Origin of the sequence: Duganella rivi, assembly GCF_009857435.1 — a bacterium.
GTDB classification, from domain to species: domain Bacteria; phylum Pseudomonadota; class Gammaproteobacteria; order Burkholderiales; family Burkholderiaceae_D; genus Rugamonas; species Rugamonas rivi.
Map to the genome: position 1 here is coordinate 153,892 of NZ_WWCK01000007.1, position 22,977 is coordinate 176,868.

Below are 22,977 nucleotides of genomic sequence, written 5' to 3' on the forward strand. Positions count from 1 at the left end.
TATGCGAACGACCATCTCTCTTCTGCTGGCACTGGTTTTAGGCGCAAGCGCGCCGGTGGCCTGTCACGCAGCGCAGCGGGTGGCGGTGGGCGCGACTTTTAGCCGCATCTTCGAGCAGGACGCCAACGGGCAGTGGCAAGGACTGGGCGTGGACGTGCTGCGCGTGCTGGCGGCGCGCGCCGGCGACACCGTGGTGTTCCGGCTGTACCCGTGGCCGCGCGCGCAAGCGATGGTGGAGCGGGCGCAGGCCGACATCCTGATCGGCCCTTACAAATCGCCGGATCGCCTCAAGCGCTTTGCTTTCATCGATCACCCGTTTTACCGCGACCGCATGGTGTTCTATGCGCGCCGCGATACCGCACCGGCGTGGCGCGGCGACCTGTCCACGCTCAGGCGCAGCAAAATCGCCGCCGTGCGCGGCTGGCATTACGGCGCGCAGTTCGACCTCGCGCGCCCGCAGCTCGACATCAGCGAGGTGCCGCAGCTGGAAAACGGCTTGCAGATGCTGGCCCTGGGCCGCGTTGAGCTGATGGCATCCAATGAACGCAACAGCACCGGCTTGATCGACGCCCTGCACCTGGGCCAATCGCTGATCGTGCTGTGTCCCGACATTACGCAGCTGGATGGCTATCTGGCCTTCCCGCGCGATCCTCAATTCAGCGCGGTACGCGATCGTTACAGCGCTTTGTTCACGGAGATGGTACGCTCGGGGGAATTGGCGCGTCTCGGTGCGCGCAACGGCGTGCTGGTGCCCTCGGGCGACGGCGCGCCCCGGCAGTCCTCGACGTGTTCCGACCCACACAGGCCATGACCATGATGAAGACGCTCTATTTCAGCTTATCCTTGCTGGCCGCCGGCTTCAGTCCGGCGCTGGCGCAGACCACCAAATTCGCGCCGATCCCGGTGATGTCGATCTACCGCCCGGTGCAGCTCAACGGCACCGCCGATGATGCGCTGGCCAGCGGCCGCGTGGTGCAGGGAAGCTATGCGCCGGCGGCCCATGCGGGCAAGCGCTGGCGCATCGCCTTCCTGTTCCCGCACATGAAAGACCCTTACTGGAGCGGCTGCGCGTATGGCGTCATCAGCGAGGCGAAGCGGCTCGGCGTCGTGGCTGACATTTTGCCGGCTACCGGCTACGACGACCTGCAAGGGCAGGTGCAAAAGATGGACGAGGCGATCGCTGCCGGATACGACGCCATCGTGATCTCGCCGATCAGCATGACGGCCAATAATCCCTCGATCGCGCGCGCGCGCGCGGCCGGCATCCCGGTGCTGGAGCTGGCCAACGATAGCCGCAGCGATGATCTCAACCTGAAGGTCACCACCTCGCTGCGGGCAATGGGCATGGAAGCGACGCGCTGGGTGATCCGCGACGCGCAGCAGCGCGGCCTGAAGTCGATCAACATCGCCCTGCTGCCAGGGCCGATGGGCGCCGGCTGGGTGAAAGGGGAGGTCGACGGCACCCGCATCGCCGCGCAGGAAGCGCCGATCGAGGTGAATATTCTCGACATCCGCTATGGCGACAGTGAGCGCGGGCTGCAATCGCAGCTGACCGGACGCATTTTGTCCAAGCATGGCCGCCGTCTCGATTATCTGCTCGGCTGCACCGGCTGCGCACCGGCGGCATTGGCGCCGTTGAAGACGGCGGGGCTCAGTGACAAGATCCGCGTGGTGGCCTACGATTTAACCGGCGAAATCGCGCACCTGATCCGCACCAAGGCAATCTACGCCGCCGCCGACACCAAGGGCGTGAGCCAGGCGCGCGTGGCGATCAACGCCGCCGTCAACCTGCTGGAAGGGCGCAGCAAGGAGCTGCCGCACACGATACTGATCAAGCTTGGCATGCTCGATCAGCAGAACCTCGGCAGCTATCCGTTTGATACCTCCATCGCGCCGGACGGCCATAAAGTGGTGCTGTCCTACGACCCGGCCAAGGAGTAGGCGTACTGTACGCCGCTCCGGCGCCATCTTGCGTTACCCTAGCGCCTGCAATGCAAAGATGAGGAGGTCGTCATGATCCCAGACCACGACCGGCGCCAGCGCGCGCCGCAAACATCGGACACCGCCGGCTGGCACTCGTACGATTTCATCGTGCGTCAGGCGCTGCAAGTGCAGCAAGAAGTCGGCACCCCCGGCGCGGTGGAGCTGCTGCAGAATATGGGCTTGAACCCGCAAGTCATCGCCCGCGTGCTGGGGCCGGAGCGCCGCGTGCGCGAGGAAGATTTGCGTTCGCTGGCCGGTGGCGCTTGACGCGGCTACAGGCAGGCTTTGAGTTCATTTACATGGCGCTCGCTGACGGCCAGCTGCGCGCCGCAGGCCAGCGCCAGTTCGTAGCGGCCGTCGCCGATCACCGACAAGCGCTTGATTTGGCTGCGCCGCACGATGGCGGTGCGGTGCACGCGCAGGAAATCATCGGGCCGCAGCAATTGTTCCAATCGGCTTAAGGGCACGCGGTGCAGCACCGTGCGCGCGGCCAGGTGCAGCTCGACGTAGTTGCCGGCCGATTGCAGCCACAAAATCTCTTCCACCTTGATTTGTTCGATATGCCCGACCGAGCGCACGCTGAGCGCCTCGGCGTAGCGTGCTTGCGCACCGTCGGTGTAGTTGCGCAGGGCGTTGCGGTAGCCGTCCTGCTGGCGGTAGCCGAGCATTGCGGCGGCGCGTTCCAGCGCTTGCGCCAAGCGCTGGTCGTCGATGGGCTTGAGCAGGTAGTCGAGCGCGTGAACTTCAAACGCATCCAGCGCGTGCGTGTTGTAGGCGGTGACGAAGATGATCAGCGGCGGCGCCGGCAGCCGGCTTAACTCTCGCGCTAGCGCGAGACCGCTTTCGTGCGGCATCTGGATATCGAGGAAGATCACATCGGCTGGCGCATGCGCCAACGCGTTGCGGGCTGCCGCTGCGCTGTCGCATTCGGCCAGCATCCGCCAGCCCGGATGCGCCGCCAGCGCCAGGCGCAGGTTGGTGCGGCCCGGCGCCTCGTCGTCGATGATGATGTAATCGATCAATCGCATGGCAGCTGCACCTCGGCGTAGAAACGATCGCCGCGCCGCTCGGCGAGCAGCGTGGCGGCCGGATTGAATAGCGCCAGCCGCTCGCGCGTGTTCTTCAATCCCAGCCCGGTGCCGGGATTGGCCGGCGCCTGCGAGTTGACGGGATTGGAGACCGTGAGCAGCAGCACCTCGGCCTGCCGCGCAATCTGCACGCGGATATCGCTGCGGCCCTGATGGCAATCGAGATCGTGGCGCAGCGCGTTTTCGATCAGCGGTTGCAGCAACAGCGGCGGGCACAAAACGTCGTGCAGTTGCGGATCGCCGCAATCGATGGCGATGTGTAGGCGCTCGCCGTAGCGCAGGCGTTGCAGGCCGGTGTAGTCGTGGACGAATTGCAGTTCCTCGCCGAGGCGCACGGCGTCGCGCAGGCTGGCCGACAGCGCGTAGCGCAGCAAGTCGCTCAAGCGGCTGATGCCCTGCAGCGAAACCGCCTTGTCGCCCTCGCGCACCAAGGCGCTGATGGCATTGAGCGCGTTGAAGATAAAGTGCGGTTCCAGCTGCGCGCGCAAGGCCAGCATGCGTTGCTGTTCGAGCGCCAGCTCGCGTGCCCGCGCCAGCCGCCAATTGCCGATGGCGACGATGATGGCGAAGGTGGCCCCGGTCACGAACCAGCTGAAGCGCCGCATGCGCAGGCGCGCCTGGTAGACGCTTTGCAGGCTGATGGCGTCGCTGTTGCGCACCCAGTCCAGATACAGCCATTGCAAAGGCGGGAACAGCACGATCACCACGATGAACAAGCCGATCACGTTGCGGCGCGACGCGAACAGCGTGGGCCAGCGCAGCAGCGCGAGGCACAGGACGGAACTGAGCATCATCATCGGCACGTAGTCGATGCACCACTGCTGCCACAGGCGCAGAAAGCCGTTGGCAGTGGCCGCGCCGTATGCGCCGACGGCGCTGATCACAATCCACGCCAGCACGTTTAGCACCAGCATTTTGATCGCGGCGAGGGCAGGGGAAGTATTCATCGGCAGCGAGTATAGCAGGGGCATGCCGGGGCTAACCGGGCCGCTGCGGCGCTCCGTCACGCGGAATCCGGGCTTCGTCCCAGAGCGGATGCGGGCGCCGCGCGGCAGCGGCAGAATCGCGGTTCCCACGCACACGGAAAGGAAAACGATGACTGCCCGGATTCACGGCTTGGACACCTTGCGCGCCACGGCGATTCTGCTGGTGCTGATGTATCACTACGGCGTGGTGGCCGGCGGCAGCGACTTCGGCGCGCTGGGCCGCATCGGCTGGGCCGGCGTTGATTTGTTCTTCGTGCTGAGCGGCTACTTGATCGGCAATCAGCTGCTGTCGCAGCAGATGCCATTGACTGCCTTCTTCGGCCGCCGCTTGCTGCGCACGCTGCCCAACTATTTCGTGGTGCTGGCGGCGTACTTCCTGTTTCCGGTGGCGCTGGGCGGCAGCGCGACTGCGCCGCTGTGGCGCTTCCTCACCTTCACGCAGAACTTTGGCCTGGAATATGGGCAGACCTTTACGCATTCATGGTCACTGTGCATCGAGGAGCAGTTTTACTTGATTCTGCCGCTGGCGCTTCTACTGCTGCGCGGCCCGCGTGCGCGGTGGTCGGCAATCGCTTTGGCGGTGGCCGGTGCGGTCACGTTCCGCGCGCTGGCGTGGAGCGATGGCCTCCAGCCGTTTTCGCAAGAGGTCTACTACTCCAGCTTTGCGCGCTTCGACGAACTGCTGCCTGGCGTGGCCATCGCCATGCTGAAGAATTTTCATCGCCCGCTGTACCAACGCATTCTGCGGCACGGCAACCTGCTGCTGGTGGCGGGATTGGCGCTGGCCATCGCGTTGCTGATGCGCTTTGAGGATGAATCGTTCTTCATCAGCGCCTTCGGCTTCACGCTGCTGGCGGTGGCGTTCAGCTTATTGCTGCTGGCGGCGTTGAGCGCGGGATCGGTGCTGGCGCGCGTGCGCGTGCCCGGTGCGGAGAGTTTGGCGCTGTGGTCTTACGCGATTTATCTCGCGCACAAGCCGCTATACAAGGTGGTGTCGGAAGGGATGGGAATCGACAAGCACGGCGCGCCGGGAATCGCGCTGGTCATGCTTGCCGGAGTGGCGGGAGGCTGGCTGCTCTATCAGGTGGTCGAGCAGCCCTTCATGCGCCGGCGGGCGGCGTGGTTCCCGCTTAGTCTTGATGGTGGAACGGTGCGAACCACGTAACGAGGAAAGATGGGATGGTTGCCGCCATCACCAGCCAGAAGTAGTGCACATAGCCGAGCATCTGCTGCAGGTGGCCGCTGACCACACCGGTCACCATCATGCACAGGCCCATCAGGCCGGTGCCGAAAGCGTAGTGGGTGGTGGTGTATTTGCCCGGCGCCAGTTGCTGCATCAGGTAGATCATGAAACCCACCGAGCCGAAGCCGAAGAAGAACTTCTCCACCGCCACGCCGGCGCAGATCATGATCAGGTTGTCCGGCTGGTAGATCGACATCAGCAGGAAGGTCACGTTCGGGATGTTGACCGCGCAGCACAGCGTGAACAAGGTTTTCTGCAAGCCGCGGCGCGCCACGAAGATGCCGCCCAGCAGGGAGCCAAGCAGCACGGCGATCAAGCCGTAGGTGCCGTAGATCAGGCCCAGCATTTCGTTCGACAGGCCCAAGCCGCCTTGCGCCACCGGGTCGACCATGAAGAACGGGCCGATTTTTTCCAGCAGGCCGATACTGAGGCGGAACACGAAGGCAAAGCCCACCATCAGCCAGACGTCGCGCTTCTGGAAGAAGGTGATGAAGGAGTCTTTCAGGATGAAGGCCGCTTCGGCCACCGACTTCGGCGCGTTTTCGGCCTTGGCGCCGTCCGGCATCACGCGCATATGCCACAGCGCGGTCAGGATGGTGATGCCGGCCACGATGAAGAAGATGATGCGCCACGAGTCGATCCACTCGGGGCCGAACACGCCGGCCTGGTGCTTGAAGTAGTGGGTGTGCAGCCAGCCGCTCAGGTACACCATGCCGCCCGAGGCGACGATCGGGCCGATGTTCCAGCTCAGGCTCTGGATGCCGCAGAACAGCGACTGCGTCTTGGTGTCCAAAGCGGTGACGTACACACCGTCCGAGGCGATATCCTGCGTGGCGCCGACCAGCGACAGCACGCCGAACAGGAACACCATGATGACCATGTAGTCGGGCAGCGACATCGCCAGCGCCACGCCGGCAAAGCCCAGGCCGACGATCAGCTGCGCGGCCAGCACGAAGAATTTCTTGGTGCGGTACATTTCGACGAAGGGCGCGAACAGCGGCTTGATGGTGTAAGCGAGGATCAAATAGCTTGCGTACTGCGCGGCCTGGCCGTTGTCCATGCCGAGGTTCTTGAACATGATGGAGGTCACGCTGGTGAGCATCATGTAGGTCAGCGCCATGGCGAAGTAGCCGCTCGGCACCCACAGCATCGGCGTGCCGCGCGCGAACATGGCGCGGAACAGGGAAGGCGGCGCGGCGGCCGGCGACGATTGCTGCTGCGGCTCGCGTGGCTCTTGCGGCACGGCGGATTGGGCGGTGGTCATGTTGTCGTCCTCGTTGTTCTCGGTGGGGAGTGTAGCACCGGCTCTGCGGCCAGCTTAAACGGAAGCCGCCGGCCCGAAGGCCGGCGGCGGTACTACTGTTGCGTTGCTCAGGCAGCGTGTGCGGTCTTTTGCGGACGCTGTTGAACCAGATAGTCGCGATACCACAGGGCGCTGTTTTTCAGCGTGCGCTTCTGGGTGGCATAGTCGACGTGGACGATGCCGAAACGCTTGGCATAGCCCGAGTTCCACTCGAAGTTATCGAGCAGCGACCACAGGAAGTAGCCCTGGATGTTCACGCCTTGCAGGCGGGCGTCGTTCAGGGCCTTCAGGTGGCGCTTGACGAAATCGATGCGCGCCTCGTCCGGCACCTCGCCGTTGACGACGCTGTCCGGGTTGGCCATGCCGTTCTCGGTGATGTAGATCGGCGGCAGTTCGTAGTCGGCATGCAGTTTCAGCAGCAGTTCGGTCAGGCCGTCCGGGTAGATTTCCCAGCCCATGTCGGTCTTGCCCAGCTTGCACTCAGGCTGGCGCGGCGGCGTTTCGGTCGAGCAGAAGGCGCGGAAGTAGTAGTTCACGCCGAGGAAGTCGATCTTCTGGTGGGCGATGGCCAGGTCGCCGTCCTGCACCACCGGCGCGTTGTCGCCGTGCACTTTCAGCGCCAGTTCCGGGTACTTGCCCTTGAAGATAGGATCCATGAACCATTCGACCGAGCGCGAATATTCAAACGCGGCGGCGGCCTTGTCGGCTTCGCTGTCGGTGGCCGGGTCGGCGGTCCACTGGTTCAGCACGATGCCGAGCTGGGCCGAGCTGCCGACTTTGCGCATCGCGCTCATCGCCAGGCCGTGCGACAGCACCAGGTGGTGCGACACCTGGATCGACTGTTTCAGATCAGCCACGCCCGGCGCAAATTGCGCGTTGCCGTAGCCGAGATTGGCCGTGCACCACGGTTCATTGTGCGTTGCAATCGTTTTCACGCGATTGCCGAAACGGCGCGCGACTTCGGCCGCGTACTCGGCGAAGTGGTAGGCGGTTTCGCGGTTGAGCCAGCCGCCTTCGTCTTGCAGGCCTTGCGGCAGATCCCAGTGGTACAGGGTGATGTGGGCGGCGATGCCCTTGCCTTCGAGTTCTTTCAGCAGGCGGTCGTAGAAGTCCCAGCCCGCTTCGTTCCATGCGCCCTTGCCCTGCGGCTGCACGCGCGCCCACGCCATCGAGAAGCGGTAGGCGTCCACGCCGAGGCCGGCCATGATGGCCACGTCTTCCGGGTAGCGGTTGTAGTGGTCGCAGGCGACGTCGCCGTTGGTGCCGTCGATGACTTTGCCCGGCGTGTGGCTGAAGGTGTCCCAGATCGATGGGCCTTTGCCGTCGGCGGTCGCGCCGCCTTCAATCTGGAAGGCGCTGGTGGCGACGCCCCAGGTAAACGAGGGTGGGAATTGCGTGAAATCGGTCATTTTTGAATAAGTTTGTCAGGATCGAAATGGAGGGCATAGCTACGTTTGAAAACGATTTCACGCCTCAGTCTCGATTAGACCCGAAGTCAATCCGGGTGTCAATCGATTTGAAAAAACCGGGGGCCAAGCCTGATATAATGCCGCCTCAAATAAATAACGCCGATTTCCACCATGTCTTCCGATACGCCTAAAGACGGCCCAGCGCGGCCGATGCTGTACGACCCGACCGAACACCGCATCCGCAGCTTCGTGACCCGCGCCGGCCGCCTGTCGACCGCGCAGGCGCGTTCGCTGGAGGAGCTGGGCCCGAAGTTCCTGATCGAGTACACCAAGGCGCCGCTCGACTACGAGCAGGCGTTTGGCCGCAAGGCGCCGGTGGTGCTGGAAATCGGCTTCGGCATGGGCGGCACCACCGCGCACATCGCCGGCGTGATGCCGGAGAAGGACTTCATCGGCGTGGAAGTGCACACCCCGGGCGTGGGCAGCCTGCTCAAGCTGATTAACGAACAGGGCCTGACCAACCTGAAGGCGATCCAGCACGATGCGGTGGAAGTGTTGAACTTCATGATCCCGGATGGTTCGCTGCACGGCGTGCATATCTACTTCCCGGATCCATGGCACAAGGCGCGCCACAACAAGCGCCGCCTGATTCAGTCGCCGTTCGTGAAGCATCTGGTGCAGAAGCTGGAAGTGGGCGGCTACATCCACCTCGCCACCGACTGGGAAGATTACGCGGTGCAGATGCTGGAAGTGATGAGCGCCGAAGAAGGCTTGCAGAACACTGCGGACGGCTACGCGCCGCAGCCGGCTTATCGCCCGCTGACCAAGTTTGAAAACCGCGGCCTCAAGCTGGGCCACGGCGTGTGGGATTTGGTCTTCACCAAGAAGTAATCACTTCGGCAGCGCTGCGTTGCGCAGTGCTGCATCGATGCGCTGGATCGTCTCATCCGGCGTCGCCCTGGTGCACCACAGGCGGCGCTCATCGTAGATTTTCTCCGACAGCTTGCCCTTGTCGTCGCGGCCCGGCAGATCGACCCACGCCAGCATGCAGGCCGGCGCCTCGTTCTTTTGCAGGATAATCAGCTGCTGCTTGGCCGGTGTGCTGCGCAACTGGTACGGAAGGCGCGCCGCATCAAGCGCGCGCTTCACCGTGGCGATAGCGTCGCCGGTCGGCCTGCCACGCTCGGTATAGTGATGCGGCGGGCGCTCGTTGTAGTGCACCACCAGCGGCTCGGCGACTGCTGCACCGCTGACGAGCATCGCGGCGATCAGCGTCTTCATTTTTCCAGCGGCTCCACGTCCAGCACCACCACGTATTGCAGGCGCTTGCCCTCCCACAGCGCGCCGCCGCGTACTTGCGCATCGCAGGTGCTTAGCTGGCCGGTGGCTTCCTTCTTGCGCAGCAGCTCACGGAACTTGACCGCCGCCTTCTGCGACAGATAGCCCACCATGCGGCCCTCGATAAACACCGCCACGGCTAAATTCTCGTAAGCGTTACGATCATCCGGCATCAGCGTCGCCACGAACTGCGCAGCGGCCGCACGCTCGCCATGTTCTCCTGCAAGCGCTTTGAGAGCAGGCTGATAACGCGACTCCGTCATCACCTCCACCATGAACCGCCCGCCATCCGACCAATGCAGCGCCGGCGCGCCATCCGGCAGCGTAGGCTCATACGGCACGCCGGTCGGCAGCGGCAATGGCTGCGGCTTGTTCGGATTAGTCTTGATAATCGCGTAGACCACCGCCGCAGTGGCAAAAATGATCAACAGGGAAATGGCGAAAGTCATGGCGCGTCAGTTTATGCAAAGGCCGCTATCTTAACTTACTTACCGCATGCCCTTGGACTGATAGACGATTTTCCCGCCTACCACCGTTTGCAGCACCTTGATGTTGGCGATGTCCTCCGCCGGTATCGTGAAGAAGTTACGATCGAGGACAATCAAGTCCGCCAGCTTGCCCACTTCCAGCGAACCGGTTTGCGTCTCCTGCCGCAAAGTGTAGGCCGCATTGAGCGTGATCGCCCGCAGCGCAGCGGCGCGTGGCAAACCCGGTTGCGCGGTCAGCGTGCCTGCGTACTCCTTGCCGGCATCCGGCGCAGCAGTGCGGGTCACGCCGACCTTCAGCGCGAACCATTCATCAAGCGGATCGACCGGCCAATCGCTGCCATACGCAATGCGCGCACCGGCATTGAGCAGCAGCGCTTGCGGCTCCACCAGCGCATAACGCTGCGGCCCCATGAAGTCCTTCAGCGCACCCACCGTGTCCGGCGCAGGCTTGGCCCACTGGAAGGACAGAACCGGCGTGACGTCCAATTGCGCAAAGCGCGGATAGTCTTCCGGCGCGACGATTTCATCATGCGCCAACGCCGGCCGCACGCGCTTACCCTCTGGCGTGTTGCGCAGGTCGGCGATCGCGTCCAGTGATTCGCGCACCGCGCGGTCGCCATCAACGTGTATGTGCGGATCGATATGCGCACGCGCCAGTTCCTTCAACGTAGCGCGCAGCGACTCCGGCGAGAAATAGCTGGCCGGCCCATTATGCGGGCCGGGCTGCCAATCCGGCTTCTCCGGCGTGCCCTTGTTGACGAGGTAAGGATCGATCATGGCGCCGGTGAAGGCCGGCGCGGAAATCACACCGTCCATGAACAGCTTGGCGTGCCGCACTTGCATCGACGGCGCAACCTTGGTCGGGCCTTGGTCGAACTGTTTCTGCTGCTTGACCAGCTCCGCCACCGCGCTTTGCGGCGTCGCGCCCTTATCGAGATCGATCAGCACCGCGAAGTGCGCGCGCGCCGTCAGCTTGCCTTGCTTCTGCAGATCGGCGAAGGCCGTCATGGTTTCGGGATCGGTGTAAGCGTCGAGGAAGGTGGTGATGCCTTGCTGGCGCATCGCCGCCAGCGCTGCCTTGGACGCGGCCAGATTCTCGGCCACCGTCAACGGCGGCAGTAGATTCATGGCCAAGTCCTGCGCCGCGTCTTCCAGCAGGCCGGTGGCGTTGCCTTTATCGTCGCGGGTGATCTTGCCGCCGGCCGGGTCTTGCGTATCGCGCGCTATCTTCGCCAGCTTGATGCCCTTGGAATTGAGCAGCGCCGAGTGGCCGAACGACGAGCGCACGATGATCGGCCGCTCGGTCTTCAGCGTATCGAGCATGGCGGCGGTGGTTTCCACGCCATCCGGCAGCATCCCTTGCTGGAACCAGTTGACCACGATGAGCCAGCGCTCAGGCCCGGACTTCTTATCGTTATCCAGGCAGGCTTGAATGCGCGACTGGAACTGCTGCACCGTCAGCGGCTCGTAATTGAGGCTGCAATTGAGCAGGCGGCTGCCGCCCGATTGCGGGTGCATGTGGGCGTCGATCAAACCGGGCATCAGCATGCGGCCTTGCAGATCAATGACTTCGGTCTTCTTGCCGGTCAGCGCTTGCACGCCGTCGTTATCGCCGACGTAGACAATGCGGCCGCCGCGCACGGCCAGCGCTTGCTGCACGCTGTCCTTGGCATCTACGGTGTAGATGTAGCCGTTGCGGTAGACCGTGTCGGCCGGCTTGGTGGCGGCGTGCGCGGTGACGGTCAGGCTCAGGGCCAGTGCGGCAAGAAGGCCGGTGCGGATCATGCAATCTCCAGTTCTATGCGGCTCCCATCAGCTTGGCGCGCAGGGACGGCGGCAGAAACGCCAGCAGATTCCCCGCCAGTACCAGCGCCAGCCCGCACAGGGCCAGCGGCGTCCAATGGTAGCCTTCGTAAAAAGTCGAAATAGTCAGCGCTACGATGGGGAATAATACCGTGGAATAGGCCGCGCGGTCAGGGCCGATGCGGCCAACCAGCATCAGGTAGGCGGTAAAGCCGATCACCGAGCCGGGAATGGCGAGATACAGCAGCGCGCCGAGGTAGCGCGGCGACTCGTCCAGCGTGAACGGCATGCCCATCGCCAGCGCCGCCACGCCCAGCGTGGTGGAGCCGATCAGCATCGCCCAGGTGTTGGTCAGCCACGGCGTCAGGCCGAGGCCCAGCGATTGCATGCGGCTGGAGAGCAGGTTCCCGCAAGAGAAGCACAGCGTGCCGCCCAGCGTCAGCGCGAGGCCGAACAGCGTGTGGCTGTCGTGCCAGTGGCCGGCCATCTGCGGCGCGAACAGCAGCACGATGCCACCAAGGCCGAGCAGGGCGCCGACCATCACCTGCGGCTTGATCGGACGGCCGAGGAAGATGCGGCCATTGATCGCGTTCCACAGCGGCGCTGTGGAGAACACCACTGCTTCGAGGCCGCTGGTGACCCATTGGCTGGCGTAGTAGAAGCACAGGAAGTTCACGCAAAACAGCGCAATCCCTTGCGCGAACAGGTAAGGCCACGCTTGCCGCGGCGGCCACCACTGGCGGCGCATGATCAGCAGTCCGGCCAGCAGCACGGCGGCGGCGATCCAGAAGCGGTAGGCGATCGACACCGGGGCCGGGACGACGCCCAGCTGGAAAGTGATGGCGATCCAGGTGGTGCCCCAGATGAGCACCGTGAGAAGGTAGAGGAAAGTATTCATGGCGCCAGCATGCCGTCCGCGCGGCGTGGCGACTTGTCTGAAATTGCGCATATCGGCTGGGGGCCGAGGCTGCGGCCTGCGCGGGCTGGCGCACCGTGCTAGACTTTATTCATGACCTCGCGCGCCCACAACCTGCCTGCTACCTTGCTGTCTGCCTTGCCGGACGGGCGGCTGTCGCATTCCGTCTTCAAGACCATGTCGGAAACCGATGCGCAGCTGGAGCGCTTTGCGTGGCTGGGCGATGAACTGGCGCTGGCGATCTGGCGGCGCGACACGCCGTGCGCGGAGACCAGCTACGACCATCCGGGCCACCACACGCTGTCCTACTACCTCGATGGTGGCCACCGCACCGAGCGCACCGAGTTACCGGGCTTGTACGGCGCACCGAAGCGATTGTGCACGCTGCCCGATTGGCACGAATCGTCGTGGACAGTGCGCGGGCAAATGCACTTCATGCACATCTACTTCCTGCCCGAGCATTTCACGCGCCGCGCGGTGGTGGAGCTGGATCGCGAGCCGCGCGAGCTGACCTTGGCCGACCGCACCTACTTCGAGCACGAGCGCATCGGCCACCTGTGCGCGGCGCTGGCCGAGATGCCGTGGGACGGCGCCGACGCCCAGCTGCGCGCCAACGAAGTCACGCACGAAACCCTGAGCCACCTGCTGCTGGCGCAATCGGTGCCGCAGCACCAAGCGCGCGTGCGAGGAGGCTTATCGCCGGCAGTGCGTCGGCGCTTGGCCGACTACATCGAAGCGAACCTCGCGCAAAACATCACGCTGGGTATGCTGGCGCAATTGGCCTGCCTGTCCGAGTACCACCTGCTGCGCATGTTCAAAGTCTCGTTCGGCATGCCGCCCTCCGCGTGGATCGCCGCGCGCCGCATCGACCACGCGCGCATGCTGCTGAAAACCACCGACCACTCGCTGCAGCAAATCGCCGACGCCTGCGGCTACGCCGACCTAAGCCACTTCAGCCACCGCTTCCGCACCGCCCTAGGCGCCCCACCAAGCCGCTACCGCAGCATCGTGCTGGCCTAATTCCTCTGCGTCTGAGGCTAATCAAATTCTCCTAGCGCTCAATGGGCGATAGTAAGCGTTCGGCTTATCAAAAGGAGATTCTCATGCCATACGTGTATTCCAAAGTCGATGCTCTTGAAGGCAGCGCTAAAGTGGGAACGCATCAATGTGTCGTTCTTATTCAGCATTACACCGATGCTGGTCCAGCTAGTGGTTGGCGCCAAGGCGAAGCGGCGTTCGGCAATCCAATGATTCGAAAAGGTACGGCGATAGCGACCTTCAAAGATGGTCGCTATCCGAATGCGAAGCACGGAAATCACGCAGCATTCTTCCTGCGCCAAGGGATCAATGGGATCTATGTGATGGATCAATGGAACAGCGAAAGAAAGCCGCACGTCTCGGAGCGCTTCCTTGAGTCGCTGGGCAAGAACAAAGATGGCAGTTTCAAAAAACCGAGCAACAATGCCGATGCGTTCTTCGTGATTGAGCACTGATTATGAAAAGTCTGCGCTATCTCCTACAAGCTTTGCTCGCAACCGCGCCTGCCTATGGATTTCCGGTCGAGCCTACACGTATCGCCTGTCCGACAGTCGTCCCGGCGGCCGCGATACAGGTCACTCAGTCCCCGGCTGGTTGGGTGGCCCGCCCTTCTTGGGACTTTAGATTGAGTTCAGCGGGCTTTAACAATGGCCCGCCAGAGAAGCTTGCCGACCTTAAGCCCGATACCGTTGTCGATAAAGGCAAACGATCAGTCGAGACATGGCAATTCGATAAAGACGAGTTTGCCGACGGTCTTTGGCTGGTGTGCGGCTACGGCGGCGCTGCAGGGGAGATCACGCTGGCAAAGAGAATGCAAGCTGGGTACTCATCGTGTTCCGTGAGCTATGGCCCCAGTCCCAAGGCGGGGTCGCGAACGATCGAAATCGCTTGTCGGTGACGGCACCTAGTCGTTCATCTCGCTGATCAGGGTGACGATTTCGTCGCCGTAGGAGGCGAGTTTTTTCTCGCCGACGCCGGAGATGCCGCGCAGGTCGTCCAGGGCCATCGGGCGGGCCTTGGCGATTTCGCGCAGGGTGGCGTCGTTGAAGATGATGTAGGCGGCGACGTTGTGCTCGCGCGCCGTGCCCATGCGCCACGAGCGCAGGCGGTCGAAGATTTTCTGCTCGTGCGCCGACAGGTCGCTCTCGACGTAGCCCTTGGCTGCGCGGCTCGGCTTCTGCTTGACCGGTTTCTGGTACTGGCGCAGCTGGACTTTCTGTCCGCCTTTCAGCACCGGGCGCGCAGCGTCGGTCAGCTTCAATGAACTGAATTGTTCGTGATCGACGGTCAGCAGGCCCAGCGCAATCACCTGGCGCAAAATCGCGCGCCATTCCTGCTCGCTGCGATCCGCGCCAATGCCAAACACCGACAGCGAATCGTGATGCCACGTCTTAATCCGCTCCGTCTCCTGCCCGCGCAGCACGTCGATCACGTGGCCGGCCGCGAAGCGCTGGTCGACGCGGTACACGGTCGACAACAGCTTCTGCACCGGCACCGTGCCGTCGAAGGACACTGGTGGAATCAAGCAGGTATCGCAATTGCCGCAAGGCCCGGCCTTCTCGCCGAAGTAGTCGAGCAGGCGCACGCGCCGGCAGCTCAGGGTCTCGCACAGACCAAGCATCGCATCGAGCTTGTTGCCCAGCACGCGCTTGAAGGTTTCGTCGGCTTCGGATTCGTCGATCATCCGCCGTTGCAGCACCACGTCCTGCAGGCCGTAGGCCATCCATGCGCTGGACGGCTCGCCGTCGCGGCCCGCGCGGCCGGTCTCCTGGTAGTAGCCTTCGATACTTTTCGGCAGATCCAGGTGGCAGACGAAGCGCACGTTCGGCTTGTCGATGCCCATGCCAAACGCGATGGTGGCGCACATGACGATGTTCTCTTCGCGCAGGAACTTGGCCTGGTTCGCCGCCCGCACCGCGTGATCCATGCCGGCGTGATAGGCCAGCGCGCGTACGCCGTTCTCGTTCAGGAATTCCGCCGTCTCCTCCACCTTCTTGCGCGACAGGCAGTAGACGATGCCGCAGTCGCCGCCATGCTCGGTGGTGATGAAGTCCAGCAGCTGCTTGCGGCCGTTGGCTTTCTCGACGATTTGATAGCGGATGTTGGGACGGTCGAACGAGGACACGAATTGCGCCGCATCCTCCAGCTGCAAGCGGTGCACGATTTCGGCGCGCGTTTGCGGATCGGCGGTTGCGGTCAGCGCAATGCGCGGCACGTTCGGGAACTGCTCGTGCAGCACCGACAGCTTGATGTACTCGGGCCGGAAGTCATGCCCCCATTGCGACACGCAGTGCGCCTCGTCAATCGCAAACAGCGAGATGTTCGAATTCTGGAACAGGTTCAGGCAGCGATCCGTCATCAGCCGCTCGGGCGCGACGTAGACCAGGTCAATCTCGCCGGTGCGCACCAAGCGTTCGATGCGGCTGGCTTCCTCGTACGACTGGGTAGAATTCAAAAACGCCGCGCGCACGCCGACCTCTTCCAGCGCGTCGACCTGATCCTGCATCAGCGCGATCAGCGGCGACACCACCACCCCAACGCCGTCGCGTAGCAAGGCTGGAATCTGGTAGCACAGCGACTTGCCACCGCCGGTTGGCATCAGAACCAGCGCGTCGCCGCCGCCCGCCACGTGGCCGACAATCTCCCCTTGCTGTCCGCGGAAGGCTGGGTAGCCGAACACGGTTTGCAGCAAGTGGAGCGCGCGTTCGTTGTTGTCCTGATGATTCATGATACTGCTACTGCTTTTCAAAAAATGTTAGTCGGCCCAGATAATAACGCCAGTGTAACCGGTCACCAGCACTAACAGGCCAAATGCGATGCGATACCACGCAAACACCGTGAAGGTATGGGACGCCACGTAGCGCAGCAGCCAGCGCACGCAGAAGAACGCCGAGATAAATGCGGACACCGTGCCGACGGTAAACATCGGCAGATCCGACACGGCCAGCAGGTCGCGCGCCTTGAACAGCGAGTAGGCCGAGGCGATCAGCAGCGTGGGTATCCCGAGCAGGAAGGAAAACTCGGTCGCAGCCTGGCGCGAGAAGCCGAACATCATGCCGCCGATGATGGTGGAGCCGGAGCGGCTGGTGCCGGGAATCAGCGCAAAAGCCTGGGCGATGCCCATTTTTAAGGCATCGAGCGGCGTCATGTCATCGACCGAGTGCACCCGCACGGAGACCGGGTTGGCGGCCACGTGGCGCTCGACCAGCAGGATGACGATGCCGCCGACGATCAGCGCCAGGGCCACCGGCACCGGCTTGAACAGGTGCTCCTTGAGGAAATTGCCCAGCGCCAGACCGAGCAGGGCCAGCGGCAGGAAGGCGATGGCGATATTCAGCGCAAAGCGTTGCTGCTTGCGGTCGGTGGTCAGCCCGGTGGTGACCTTGGCGATGCGGGCACGGTATTCCCAGCAGACGGCGAAGATGGCGCCGGCCTGGATCACGATCTCAAACACATTGATTTTTTCCTCCATGCCCTGGAAGCCCAGCAGATGCTCGGTGAGGATCAGGTGGCCGGTGGAAGAGATAGGCAAGAATTCCGTTAAACCTTCGACCAAGCCCATGATCAGGGCCTTCAGCGCGAGAACAATATCCATGAATTAAGTGGTTACACGTGGAAGTTGGAGAAAAAAGCAGCGGTGAGGAGGGCACCGGGGTCGAAGCTTACCACGGCAAAGTTAATCTTTTATGAATCTCACTCAACCGTAATGGGGTATGGGGGATGGGGTATTCAAAATCGCGAAAAAGGCTAAATCGGTCTAAATCGAGCAAAACCGGACTATTCAAGTCTAAAAAAGCTAAGGGCAAGTCTAAAACGGTCCCGAAATTCGGCACCGAAGTCTAAACCGGTCTCATTTTTTCAAGCGAAAGTCTAAAACGAACCAAATTTCCGATCCGCTGCCTAACTTTTAGACCTGCTTGGAGGAGAACATCATGGAATTCGTCGCGAAACGCTCCATCAACCTGCCCATTAGCGACTTAATGGATCTGGAATTTCACCTGTTTGAAACCCGGCCCGGCGTCAAACTCGATGCCTTCATCAACGACCTGCTCAAGCGCTGGTTGGCCGTCGAGAAAGAGCGACTGGCCCTGCTCAGAAACGGCCCGGCACTGCGCGGTTATCAGTGGAAGAATGTGTTCCTCCCCGAAGGCACCAACCTAAGAACCAGCTATCACCGCACCACGGAATTCGCCAAGGTGACAGGCGACCGCATCTTGTCCGATGACGGCGCGAGCTTGACCCCATCGCTATTCGCCAATCGCCACACCAAGGGCCGCAACGCATGGCGGTTTATCTGGCTACGGTTCCCCGGCGAAGAGTACTGGGTGCACGCTTTGGATTGCAGGGCAAATTCGGACCAACTACTGCAACGACGCACTGGGCGCATACTGCAATTCGATGCTGAAGCAGTCTAAAAGTTTTAGCTGAGAACAGATATATGGATCGTTTTAGACTTTCGAGTTGAAAAAAGCGACCGTTTTAGACCTTGGTGCCAATTTTTTAGACTGTTTTCGACGCGGTCTCGTGGGTTTTAGACTGGTTTAGTGTTAGGTCGCGCGGTTTAGACCTGTTTAGACTAAGTTGGGTTTTGGAATACCCAACGCCCCCATAGCGGTGGCCCATAAAAAAGCCCCCGCAGCGGGCTGCGGGGGCGCAAAGTGCGACTTTGGTGTGGCGTCGCGAGGGAGATGCTCTTTAGAACGTGACGTCGAGGCGGGCGCCGAAGTAGCGCTGGAAGTCGCGCGGCGGCATCCACTCGGTAGTGTTGACCGCGATCGGCGTGTTCGGCGCTTTCGGGCTCCAGGTGCCGTTGGCGATGGCGTTGTTCAAGCCGGTCGCGTAGCGCTTGTCGAACAGGTTGTTGACGAGGAAGGTCACTTTGTAGCGGTCTTGCTTGTCTTTGACGCCGAAGCTGACGTTGGTGATGGCGTACGCACCCTGGATGGTGTTCGGGTCTTGGTTCAGCGAGAACTGGGTGCGGCTCTGGTAGCGCGTGGAGCCGGCGATGAAGCCGTTGAAGCCGTACGATGGCAACATCAGGTCATATTGGCCGCCCAAGTTGACTTTGACCTTGGGCGCATTCGGCAGGGTCTTGCCGGCCAAGTTTTGCACGAAGGTGTTGTTGTACTTGGGATTCTGCGCGCAGCCCGGCCCCGGCGTGCCGGCCGTGCCCGCCGCGTTGATGACGTTGTAGCACGGGCCGTTTTCAAACTCTTGAATGGTGGCCTCGGTGTAGGCGAAGCTGCCGTTCAGTTGCAGCTCGCGCGTCACCCGCACATTGCCTTCCACTTCCAGGCCCTGCGTGCGCAGGCCGCCGATGCTGTTCAGGCCGGTGCGGAAGGTGCCGTCGTCGTCGAAGAAGCTGGACGATTGCTGGAAGTGGCGGAAGTTGGTGCGGAACAGGGCCACGCTGAACATGGCGCGGTTGTCCCACAGGCTTTGCTTCCAGCCCAGCTCGTAGCTGCGCGCGGTTTCCGGCGCCACCGCAGGCAGCTTGGCGGTCGCCGCCGTGAAGCCCGAGGTCAGGTCATAGGCCTTGCCCTTGTGGCCGGTGGAGGCCATGGCGTAGAACATCGCGTCCTTGTTCAGGCGGTGTTCCAGGCCCAGCTTGTAGGTGCTGCTCTTGTCGTTGTCGGACTTGGTGTAGAACTCGGTCAAGGCCTTGACTTGCGGCGGCACGGTGTAGCGGCGGAAGTTGTAGCCGGTGTCTTCGTCGTTGTAGCGGGCGCCGAGGATCAGGCTGGTGTTGGGACGGAAGTCCCACGAGCCTTGGCCGTAGATGGCTTTGCTGATGTTCCATGCGTCGGCGCCGTAGGCGGTGCCGTAGGCCTGGATCAGCGGCGCCTTGGTCAGCTCGCGCGTCAGCGCATTCTTGCCGTACCACAGCCCGGCCACGTAGCGCAGCGCGCCTTTGTCCGGCGAGGTCAGGCGCAGTTCCTGCGTGGTCGATTTGACGTCGAAGTAGCCGTACTGGTACAGGCCGCCATGCATGCCGGTCGGCTGGCCGTTGGGCAGCAGCAGGAAGGGCAGGATGTCGACGTCGGTGTTGTCGTTGTCCTGGTAGTCGTCCATGTGGTACTTGCTGTAGGACGAGATCGAGCTCAGGGTGTGGCCTTTGAGCGCGCTGTCCTCGTCAAACGCCCAGTCCAGCTTGACGCCGGTGCCGGCATCGTGGAACTTGCCGCCGGTTGGGTAGTCGTTGCGCACGTCGCGGTTGTCCGGGCTGATGTGGATGCCGGCCAGTACCACCGACGGCGGCAGCTGCGGCGCATTGCGGTACAGCGCGCCCGGAGACATCGAGGTGAAGGCGGTGGAGCAGCAGAATTTTTCGGTGCGGTTGTAGTGCGGCGTCAGCGTCAGGGTCAGCTGTTCCAGCGGTTGCCATTCGAGCTTGCCGCTGATGTTGTCGCCCTTGCTGCCATTGAGTTTCTTGCCGGTGGTGAGGTTGTTGAGCGTGCCGTCGAAGTTGGTCTTGCTGGCGGCGATGCGCAGGCGCAGGGTGTCCGAGACCGAGCCGCCGGTGCTGATGCCGACGCGCCACTCGTCGTCGTTGGTGACGTAGCTGGTGGCGTTGGTTTTCCACGGGCCGCCGATCGGCTTGGTGGTGATGTTGATCGCGCCCGCGATCGAGCTCTTGCCGAACAGCGTGCTTTGCGGGCCTTTCAGCACCTCGATGCGGCCGACGTCGGCCAAGTCCTTGAACGCGCCGGCCTGCATGCCGAGCGGCACGTCGTCAACGATCACGGCCACGTCGGCCTCCACGCCGATGCCGAGCGAGAAGGTGCCGATGCCGCGCATATTGATGCTGAAGTTGCCCGGCTGGGTGCCGTAGGACAGGGTCAGCGCCGGCGACAGGGCCGGCACGTCTTCGAGGTCGCGCACGTTGGCGCGTTGCAGGACGGCGTCGTTCAGCACGGTGATCGAGGCCGGCACGTCTTGCAGGTTCTGTGCGCGCTTGTTGGCGGTGACGATGACGGATTCCAGTCGGCCGTTGTCGGCATCCTGGGCGGCGGCAGCGCCGCTGAGTAAGGCGAGGGCGACCGCAGCTGTGATGAGCCGCAGTTGAGGTTGTTTCGGTTGCATGTGGTGTCTCCTGTTTTATTGGTTTTGGTGCTTCAACTAGATTGTGGTAGCGCTTCCATTTCGAGGTTGAAAAAAGCCGCCGTAGCTAACGGCGGCACGGTGCTTATTGGCTGCTGACTTTGAGCGGCGCCTTCAGCCTTTGCGCATAGCCGCGCACGTAGGCGTCCCATGCGGCGGCGTCGGCAAAGTCGCCGCTCTTGCTCCAGCCCGCGCCGAAGTAGTAGACGAAAGGCTGGCCCGGTTGCACGGTGCCCAGCGTGAGCTGCTGCTTGTCGATCACGTCGAACGCCTTGGTGCCGGCTGGAAGAATCACGCCGCAGCCGGTGCTGCCGTCGTCGCCGTGCGCCGGCTCCCAGTAACTGGTGAAGTTGTGCGGGCCGTCGGCGGTGTAGTGGCCTTCGCCGTCGCGCTGGACGATGCCGACACCGACCGTCAACGGCTCCTTGCGGTTGCTGGCGAACCTGGTTTCAACGCGGGTCATGTTGGAGCCGGCGTCAATCGAGAAGCGTTTCACTTCGGAGACGGTGCGGCCGCTGCCCGCGTCCCAATTGGCGTAGGTCAGCTCGAACACGGAGCGCAGCGGGCCGTCGGCCAGCACCTTGTACCTGGTGAAGTTGGACGAGCTATGCAGCTTGCCGTTGGCGACGATGGTGGTGCCGCCGCAGCCGCGGCTCTGGCCCACGCTGTAGTAGTCGAGGCCTTCGCCTTGGTCGTGGTGGTACTCGCCGCGCTTGTACCATTTATCGATGACCGGTGTGCGTACCTTCTTCACCCACACGTCCACGCCGCTGCTGATTAAATGCTCTTTCGGATCCTTGATGATGGCCGGGCCGTACACGCGGTGCGCGGTGCGGTCGCTCTCCCATGCGAAATCGTCGAGGCGTTCGGGCACGAAGCGCGCGTGGGTCTTAACGTCTGCCGGCGGCACGGCGGCCAGGCGCTCGGCCGGCAGTACCAGGTAGCGGCGCGTTTCGCCCGCGGCCAGGTTTACCGGAAACAGGATTTGTTTACCGATCACCTGTGAGTTGACGATGGCCGAGGTAGCGGCATCCATTACCACCGGCTTGCGCAGGCCTGCTGCCAGTGGCGCTTCCGCCAGTTCGTCGCCGCGCACGCCGGTGGTTGGATTGGTCACGCTCACCGTTTGCGGTTTGGCTTTCTCCAGCACCGCCATGCGATAGACCTCGCTGCCGGCCAGCAGGAAGCCGCCCACGCCATACACCTCGGTCAGATTGTCATCGAAGACTTTCGGTGCGAGGCCGATAGGCTGCACGTGGGTCAGTTTGCCGTCGGCCTGTACGTTGGCCACCAGCGCAGTCCATGCTTTCTGCACGGCGGGCTTGAAGGCATTGGCGTCGAGCAGGCCTTGGTTCACGCCCCATGCGAAGGCGTAGGTGTACAGCGCCGAGCCGCTCGATTCCTTCATCGGATAGGTGGCAGGATCGAGCAAGCTGGCGCGCCACAAACCATCAGGCTGTTGAAGTGTGAGCAGCTTGGCCGCCATGTCCTTGTACTGCTGGACGAAGCGCGGGCGCTCAGGATGATTCTCCGGCAGGTATTGCAGCACGCGCACCAAGCCGCCCATCACCCAGCCGTTACCACGGCTCCAGTAGACCTTCTTGCCATTGGCTTCGCGCTTGTCGAAGTAGTTGGAGTCGCGGAAGTACAGGTGTTCTTCCTTGTCGTACAGGTAGTCCGACGTCACCCACCACTCGCTGATGGCGAAATCGAGATAGCGCTGGTCGCCGGTGATGGCCCACAGGCGCAGCCACGCCGGCGGCGCCATGTACAGCGCGTCGCACCACGACCAGCGGTCTTGGTTGCCCTTGACAGTGAATTCCAGCGAGCCGGTACGGCGGTTGGCGAGGATATCGTCAAAGCTGGCGCGCAGCGGTGCGATCATTTTCGGATCGCGCGTTTGCAGATACAGTTCGGCGTAGGTTTGGCCGACGATGTGATCGTCCGCGTGGTAGTGATTGGGGCCGAGGTTCCAGTTGTTTTTCTCGCCCATGGCGATCATCGCATCGCGGTATTTGCTGCTGCCGGAGATATTCGCCAGCGCCATGATGCCGTTGTAGCCAACCGCTTGCGTCCAGTCGTCCGGGCGGTGCTTGCTCGGATTGGCCAGCTGCCAGTCTGCCACGCGCTCCATGGTGGACAGCACGGCCTTGGGATTGATGGCGGCCGACGGCGCCGCCGCTTGTGCGTTTGGCGCTTCGGCTGCAACGGCGGGAACGGCTTGGAACATGGCTGCCACGGCAGCCAAAACAGCAATGCGTAAATGCGATGATGTCATGTG

The 22,977-nt window shown here is 62.7% G+C and carries 21 protein-coding genes; 9 read left to right on the top strand and 12 right to left on the bottom strand.

Going from position 1 to position 22,977, the window contains the following annotated elements; translation table 11 throughout:
- Position 1 precedes the first annotated feature (1 nt).
- The 3 genes from GTP45_RS23620 (at position 2) to GTP45_RS23630 (ending at position 2,250) form a co-directional block, all read left to right on the top strand.
- Complete coding sequence (locus GTP45_RS23620) at positions 2 to 811, top strand: substrate-binding periplasmic protein (protein WP_161016323.1); 810 nt, start codon at positions 2 to 4, stop codon at positions 809 to 811.
- Positions 812 to 813: 2 nt separating this feature from the next.
- On the top strand, positions 814 to 1,941 hold the full coding sequence (torT, locus tag GTP45_RS23625; RefSeq protein ID WP_229258604.1) for a TMAO reductase system periplasmic protein TorT: 1,128 nt from the start codon (positions 814 to 816) through the stop codon (positions 1,939 to 1,941).
- A gap of 72 nt (positions 1,942 to 2,013) precedes the next feature.
- Positions 2,014 to 2,250 (top strand): hypothetical protein, encoded by a 237-nt coding sequence (locus GTP45_RS23630; RefSeq protein ID WP_161016324.1) that lies wholly within the window; start codon positions 2,014 to 2,016, stop codon positions 2,248 to 2,250.
- Positions 2,251 to 2,255: 5 nt separating this feature from the next.
- Here GTP45_RS23630 and GTP45_RS23635 read toward each other — a convergent pair whose 3' ends face one another.
- Together GTP45_RS23635 and GTP45_RS23640 are read right to left on the bottom strand one after the other, a co-directional pair.
- Entirely contained in the window at positions 2,256 to 3,011 is a 756-nt protein-coding gene (locus tag GTP45_RS23635) for a LytR/AlgR family response regulator transcription factor (protein ID WP_161016325.1), read from the bottom strand.
- Positions 3,002 to 4,147, bottom strand: coding sequence for a sensor histidine kinase (locus tag GTP45_RS23640; protein ID WP_371874502.1), 1,146 nt, complete (start codon positions 4,145 to 4,147; stop codon positions 3,002 to 3,004). The genes GTP45_RS23635 and GTP45_RS23640 overlap by 10 nt, the downstream gene beginning before the upstream one ends.
- Before the next feature lie 19 nt (positions 4,148 to 4,166).
- Between GTP45_RS23640 and GTP45_RS23645 the strand changes: the two genes are divergently transcribed.
- Positions 4,167 to 5,222 (top strand): acyltransferase family protein, encoded by a 1,056-nt coding sequence (locus GTP45_RS23645; protein ID WP_161016326.1) that lies wholly within the window; start codon positions 4,167 to 4,169, stop codon positions 5,220 to 5,222.
- On the opposite strand, the gene GTP45_RS23650 is transcribed toward GTP45_RS23645, so the two are convergent.
- Together GTP45_RS23650 and GTP45_RS23655 are read right to left on the bottom strand one after the other, a co-directional pair.
- Positions 5,188 to 6,564, bottom strand: a complete 1,377-nt coding sequence (locus GTP45_RS23650) for an MFS transporter (protein WP_229258605.1) — start codon at positions 6,562 to 6,564, stop codon at positions 5,188 to 5,190. The two genes, GTP45_RS23645 and GTP45_RS23650, sit on opposite strands and share 35 nt — an antisense overlap.
- 107 nt (positions 6,565 to 6,671) lie before the next feature.
- On the bottom strand, positions 6,672 to 8,012 hold the full coding sequence (locus GTP45_RS23655) for a GH1 family beta-glucosidase (RefSeq protein WP_161016327.1): 1,341 nt from the start codon (positions 8,010 to 8,012) through the stop codon (positions 6,672 to 6,674).
- Between the two features lie 210 nt (positions 8,013 to 8,222).
- Here GTP45_RS23655 and trmB point away from each other — a divergent pair, with 210 nt between their 5' ends.
- Complete coding sequence (gene trmB, locus GTP45_RS23660) at positions 8,223 to 8,903, top strand: tRNA (guanosine(46)-N7)-methyltransferase TrmB (RefSeq protein ID WP_161016564.1); 681 nt, start codon at positions 8,223 to 8,225, stop codon at positions 8,901 to 8,903.
- Here trmB and GTP45_RS23665 read toward each other — a convergent pair whose 3' ends face one another.
- Genes GTP45_RS23665 through GTP45_RS23680 form a run of 4 tightly spaced genes read right to left on the bottom strand, consistent with a single transcriptional unit; the run spans position 8,904 to position 12,539 of the window.
- The gene (locus GTP45_RS23665) at positions 8,904 to 9,293 is read right to left on the bottom strand and encodes a hypothetical protein (protein WP_161016328.1); all 390 of its coding nucleotides are present in this window, start codon (positions 9,291 to 9,293) and stop codon (positions 8,904 to 8,906) included. It abuts the gene before it with no gap.
- Positions 9,290 to 9,799 (bottom strand): hypothetical protein, encoded by a 510-nt coding sequence (locus GTP45_RS23670; protein WP_161016329.1) that lies wholly within the window; start codon positions 9,797 to 9,799, stop codon positions 9,290 to 9,292. The genes GTP45_RS23665 and GTP45_RS23670 overlap by 4 nt, the downstream gene beginning before the upstream one ends.
- Positions 9,800 to 9,838: 39 nt before the next feature.
- Positions 9,839 to 11,623: an amidohydrolase gene (locus GTP45_RS23675; protein ID WP_161016330.1), complete on the bottom strand. Its 1,785-nt coding sequence runs from the start codon at positions 11,621 to 11,623 to the stop codon at positions 9,839 to 9,841.
- A gap of 13 nt (positions 11,624 to 11,636) precedes the next feature.
- Positions 11,637 to 12,539 carry a DMT family transporter gene (locus tag GTP45_RS23680; RefSeq protein WP_161016331.1) on the bottom strand — a complete coding sequence of 301 codons (903 nt, stop codon included), beginning with the start codon at positions 12,537 to 12,539 and terminating at the stop codon, positions 11,637 to 11,639.
- Positions 12,540 to 12,650: 111 nt separating this feature from the next.
- Between GTP45_RS23680 and GTP45_RS23685 the strand changes: the two genes are divergently transcribed.
- From GTP45_RS23685 to GTP45_RS29370, 3 genes are all read left to right on the top strand, one after another.
- Positions 12,651 to 13,577 (top strand): helix-turn-helix domain-containing protein, encoded by a 927-nt coding sequence (locus tag GTP45_RS23685; RefSeq protein ID WP_161016332.1) that lies wholly within the window; start codon positions 12,651 to 12,653, stop codon positions 13,575 to 13,577.
- Positions 13,578 to 13,660: 83 nt separating this feature from the next.
- Positions 13,661 to 14,050, top strand: coding sequence for a BPSL0067 family protein (locus GTP45_RS23690; protein ID WP_161016333.1), 390 nt, complete (start codon positions 13,661 to 13,663; stop codon positions 14,048 to 14,050).
- Positions 14,051 to 14,052: 2 nt separating this feature from the next.
- Positions 14,053 to 14,493, top strand: coding sequence for an STY0301 family protein (locus GTP45_RS29370; RefSeq protein ID WP_371874503.1), 441 nt, complete (start codon positions 14,053 to 14,055; stop codon positions 14,491 to 14,493).
- A 6-nt stretch (positions 14,494 to 14,499) separates the two neighbouring features.
- Here the strand turns inward: GTP45_RS29370 and recQ are convergent, their stop codons facing one another.
- Together recQ and GTP45_RS23700 are read right to left on the bottom strand one after the other, a co-directional pair.
- Entirely contained in the window at positions 14,500 to 16,323 is a 1,824-nt protein-coding gene (gene recQ / locus GTP45_RS23695; protein ID WP_161016334.1) for a DNA helicase RecQ, read from the bottom strand.
- Positions 16,324 to 16,350: 27 nt separating this feature from the next.
- Positions 16,351 to 17,190, bottom strand: a complete 840-nt coding sequence (locus GTP45_RS23700) for an undecaprenyl-diphosphate phosphatase (protein WP_161016335.1) — start codon at positions 17,188 to 17,190, stop codon at positions 16,351 to 16,353.
- A 337-nt stretch (positions 17,191 to 17,527) separates the two neighbouring features.
- Between GTP45_RS23700 and GTP45_RS23705 the strand changes: the two genes are divergently transcribed.
- Positions 17,528 to 18,010 (top strand): hypothetical protein, encoded by a 483-nt coding sequence (locus tag GTP45_RS23705; RefSeq protein WP_161016336.1) that lies wholly within the window; start codon positions 17,528 to 17,530, stop codon positions 18,008 to 18,010.
- 280 nt (positions 18,011 to 18,290) lie between these two features.
- Here GTP45_RS23705 and GTP45_RS23710 read toward each other — a convergent pair whose 3' ends face one another.
- Positions 18,291 to 20,678, bottom strand: coding sequence for a TonB-dependent receptor (locus GTP45_RS23710; RefSeq protein WP_161016337.1), 2,388 nt, complete (start codon positions 20,676 to 20,678; stop codon positions 18,291 to 18,293).
- A 103-nt stretch (positions 20,679 to 20,781) separates the two neighbouring features.
- Entirely contained in the window at positions 20,782 to 22,926 is a 2,145-nt protein-coding gene (locus tag GTP45_RS23715) for a glycoside hydrolase family 88 protein (protein WP_161016338.1), read from the bottom strand.
- Positions 22,927 to 22,977: the final 51 nt, after the last annotated feature.

Bases quoted from the DNA above. Each gene is read 5' to 3' on its own strand.
- GTP45_RS23620 (WP_161016323.1), top strand. From the start codon at position 2: ATGCGAACGACCATCTCTCTTCTGCTGGCACTGGTTTTAGGCGCAAGC.
- torT (WP_229258604.1), top strand. From the start codon at position 814: ATGATGAAGACGCTCTATTTCAGCTTATCCTTGCTGGCCGCCGGCTTC.
- GTP45_RS23630 (WP_161016324.1), top strand. From the start codon at position 2,014: ATGATCCCAGACCACGACCGGCGCCAGCGCGCGCCGCAAACATCGGAC.
- GTP45_RS23635 (WP_161016325.1), bottom strand. From the start codon at position 3,011: ATGCGATTGATCGATTACATCATCATCGACGACGAGGCGCCGGGCCGC.
- GTP45_RS23645 (WP_161016326.1), top strand. From the start codon at position 4,167: ATGACTGCCCGGATTCACGGCTTGGACACCTTGCGCGCCACGGCGATT.
- GTP45_RS23650 (WP_229258605.1), bottom strand. From the start codon at position 6,564: ATGACCACCGCCCAATCCGCCGTGCCGCAAGAGCCACGCGAGCCGCAG.
- GTP45_RS23655 (WP_161016327.1), bottom strand. From the start codon at position 8,012: ATGACCGATTTCACGCAATTCCCACCCTCGTTTACCTGGGGCGTCGCC.
- trmB (WP_161016564.1), top strand. From the start codon at position 8,223: ATGCTGTACGACCCGACCGAACACCGCATCCGCAGCTTCGTGACCCGC.
- GTP45_RS23665 (WP_161016328.1), bottom strand. From the start codon at position 9,293: ATGAAGACGCTGATCGCCGCGATGCTCGTCAGCGGTGCAGCAGTCGCC.
- GTP45_RS23670 (WP_161016329.1), bottom strand. From the start codon at position 9,799: ATGACTTTCGCCATTTCCCTGTTGATCATTTTTGCCACTGCGGCGGTG.
- GTP45_RS23675 (WP_161016330.1), bottom strand. From the start codon at position 11,623: ATGATCCGCACCGGCCTTCTTGCCGCACTGGCCCTGAGCCTGACCGTC.
- GTP45_RS23680 (WP_161016331.1), bottom strand. From the start codon at position 12,539: ATGAATACTTTCCTCTACCTTCTCACGGTGCTCATCTGGGGCACCACC.
- GTP45_RS23685 (WP_161016332.1), top strand. From the start codon at position 12,651: ATGACCTCGCGCGCCCACAACCTGCCTGCTACCTTGCTGTCTGCCTTG.
- GTP45_RS23690 (WP_161016333.1), top strand. From the start codon at position 13,661: ATGCCATACGTGTATTCCAAAGTCGATGCTCTTGAAGGCAGCGCTAAA.
- GTP45_RS29370 (WP_371874503.1), top strand. From the start codon at position 14,053: ATGAAAAGTCTGCGCTATCTCCTACAAGCTTTGCTCGCAACCGCGCCT.
- recQ (WP_161016334.1), bottom strand. From the start codon at position 16,323: ATGAATCATCAGGACAACAACGAACGCGCGCTCCACTTGCTGCAAACC.
- GTP45_RS23700 (WP_161016335.1), bottom strand. From the start codon at position 17,190: ATGGATATTGTTCTCGCGCTGAAGGCCCTGATCATGGGCTTGGTCGAA.
- GTP45_RS23705 (WP_161016336.1), top strand. From the start codon at position 17,528: ATGGAATTCGTCGCGAAACGCTCCATCAACCTGCCCATTAGCGACTTA.
- GTP45_RS23710 (WP_161016337.1), bottom strand. From the start codon at position 20,678: ATGCAACCGAAACAACCTCAACTGCGGCTCATCACAGCTGCGGTCGCC.
- GTP45_RS23715 (WP_161016338.1), bottom strand. From the start codon at position 22,926: ATGTTCCAAGCCGTTCCCGCCGTTGCAGCCGAAGCGCCAAACGCACAA.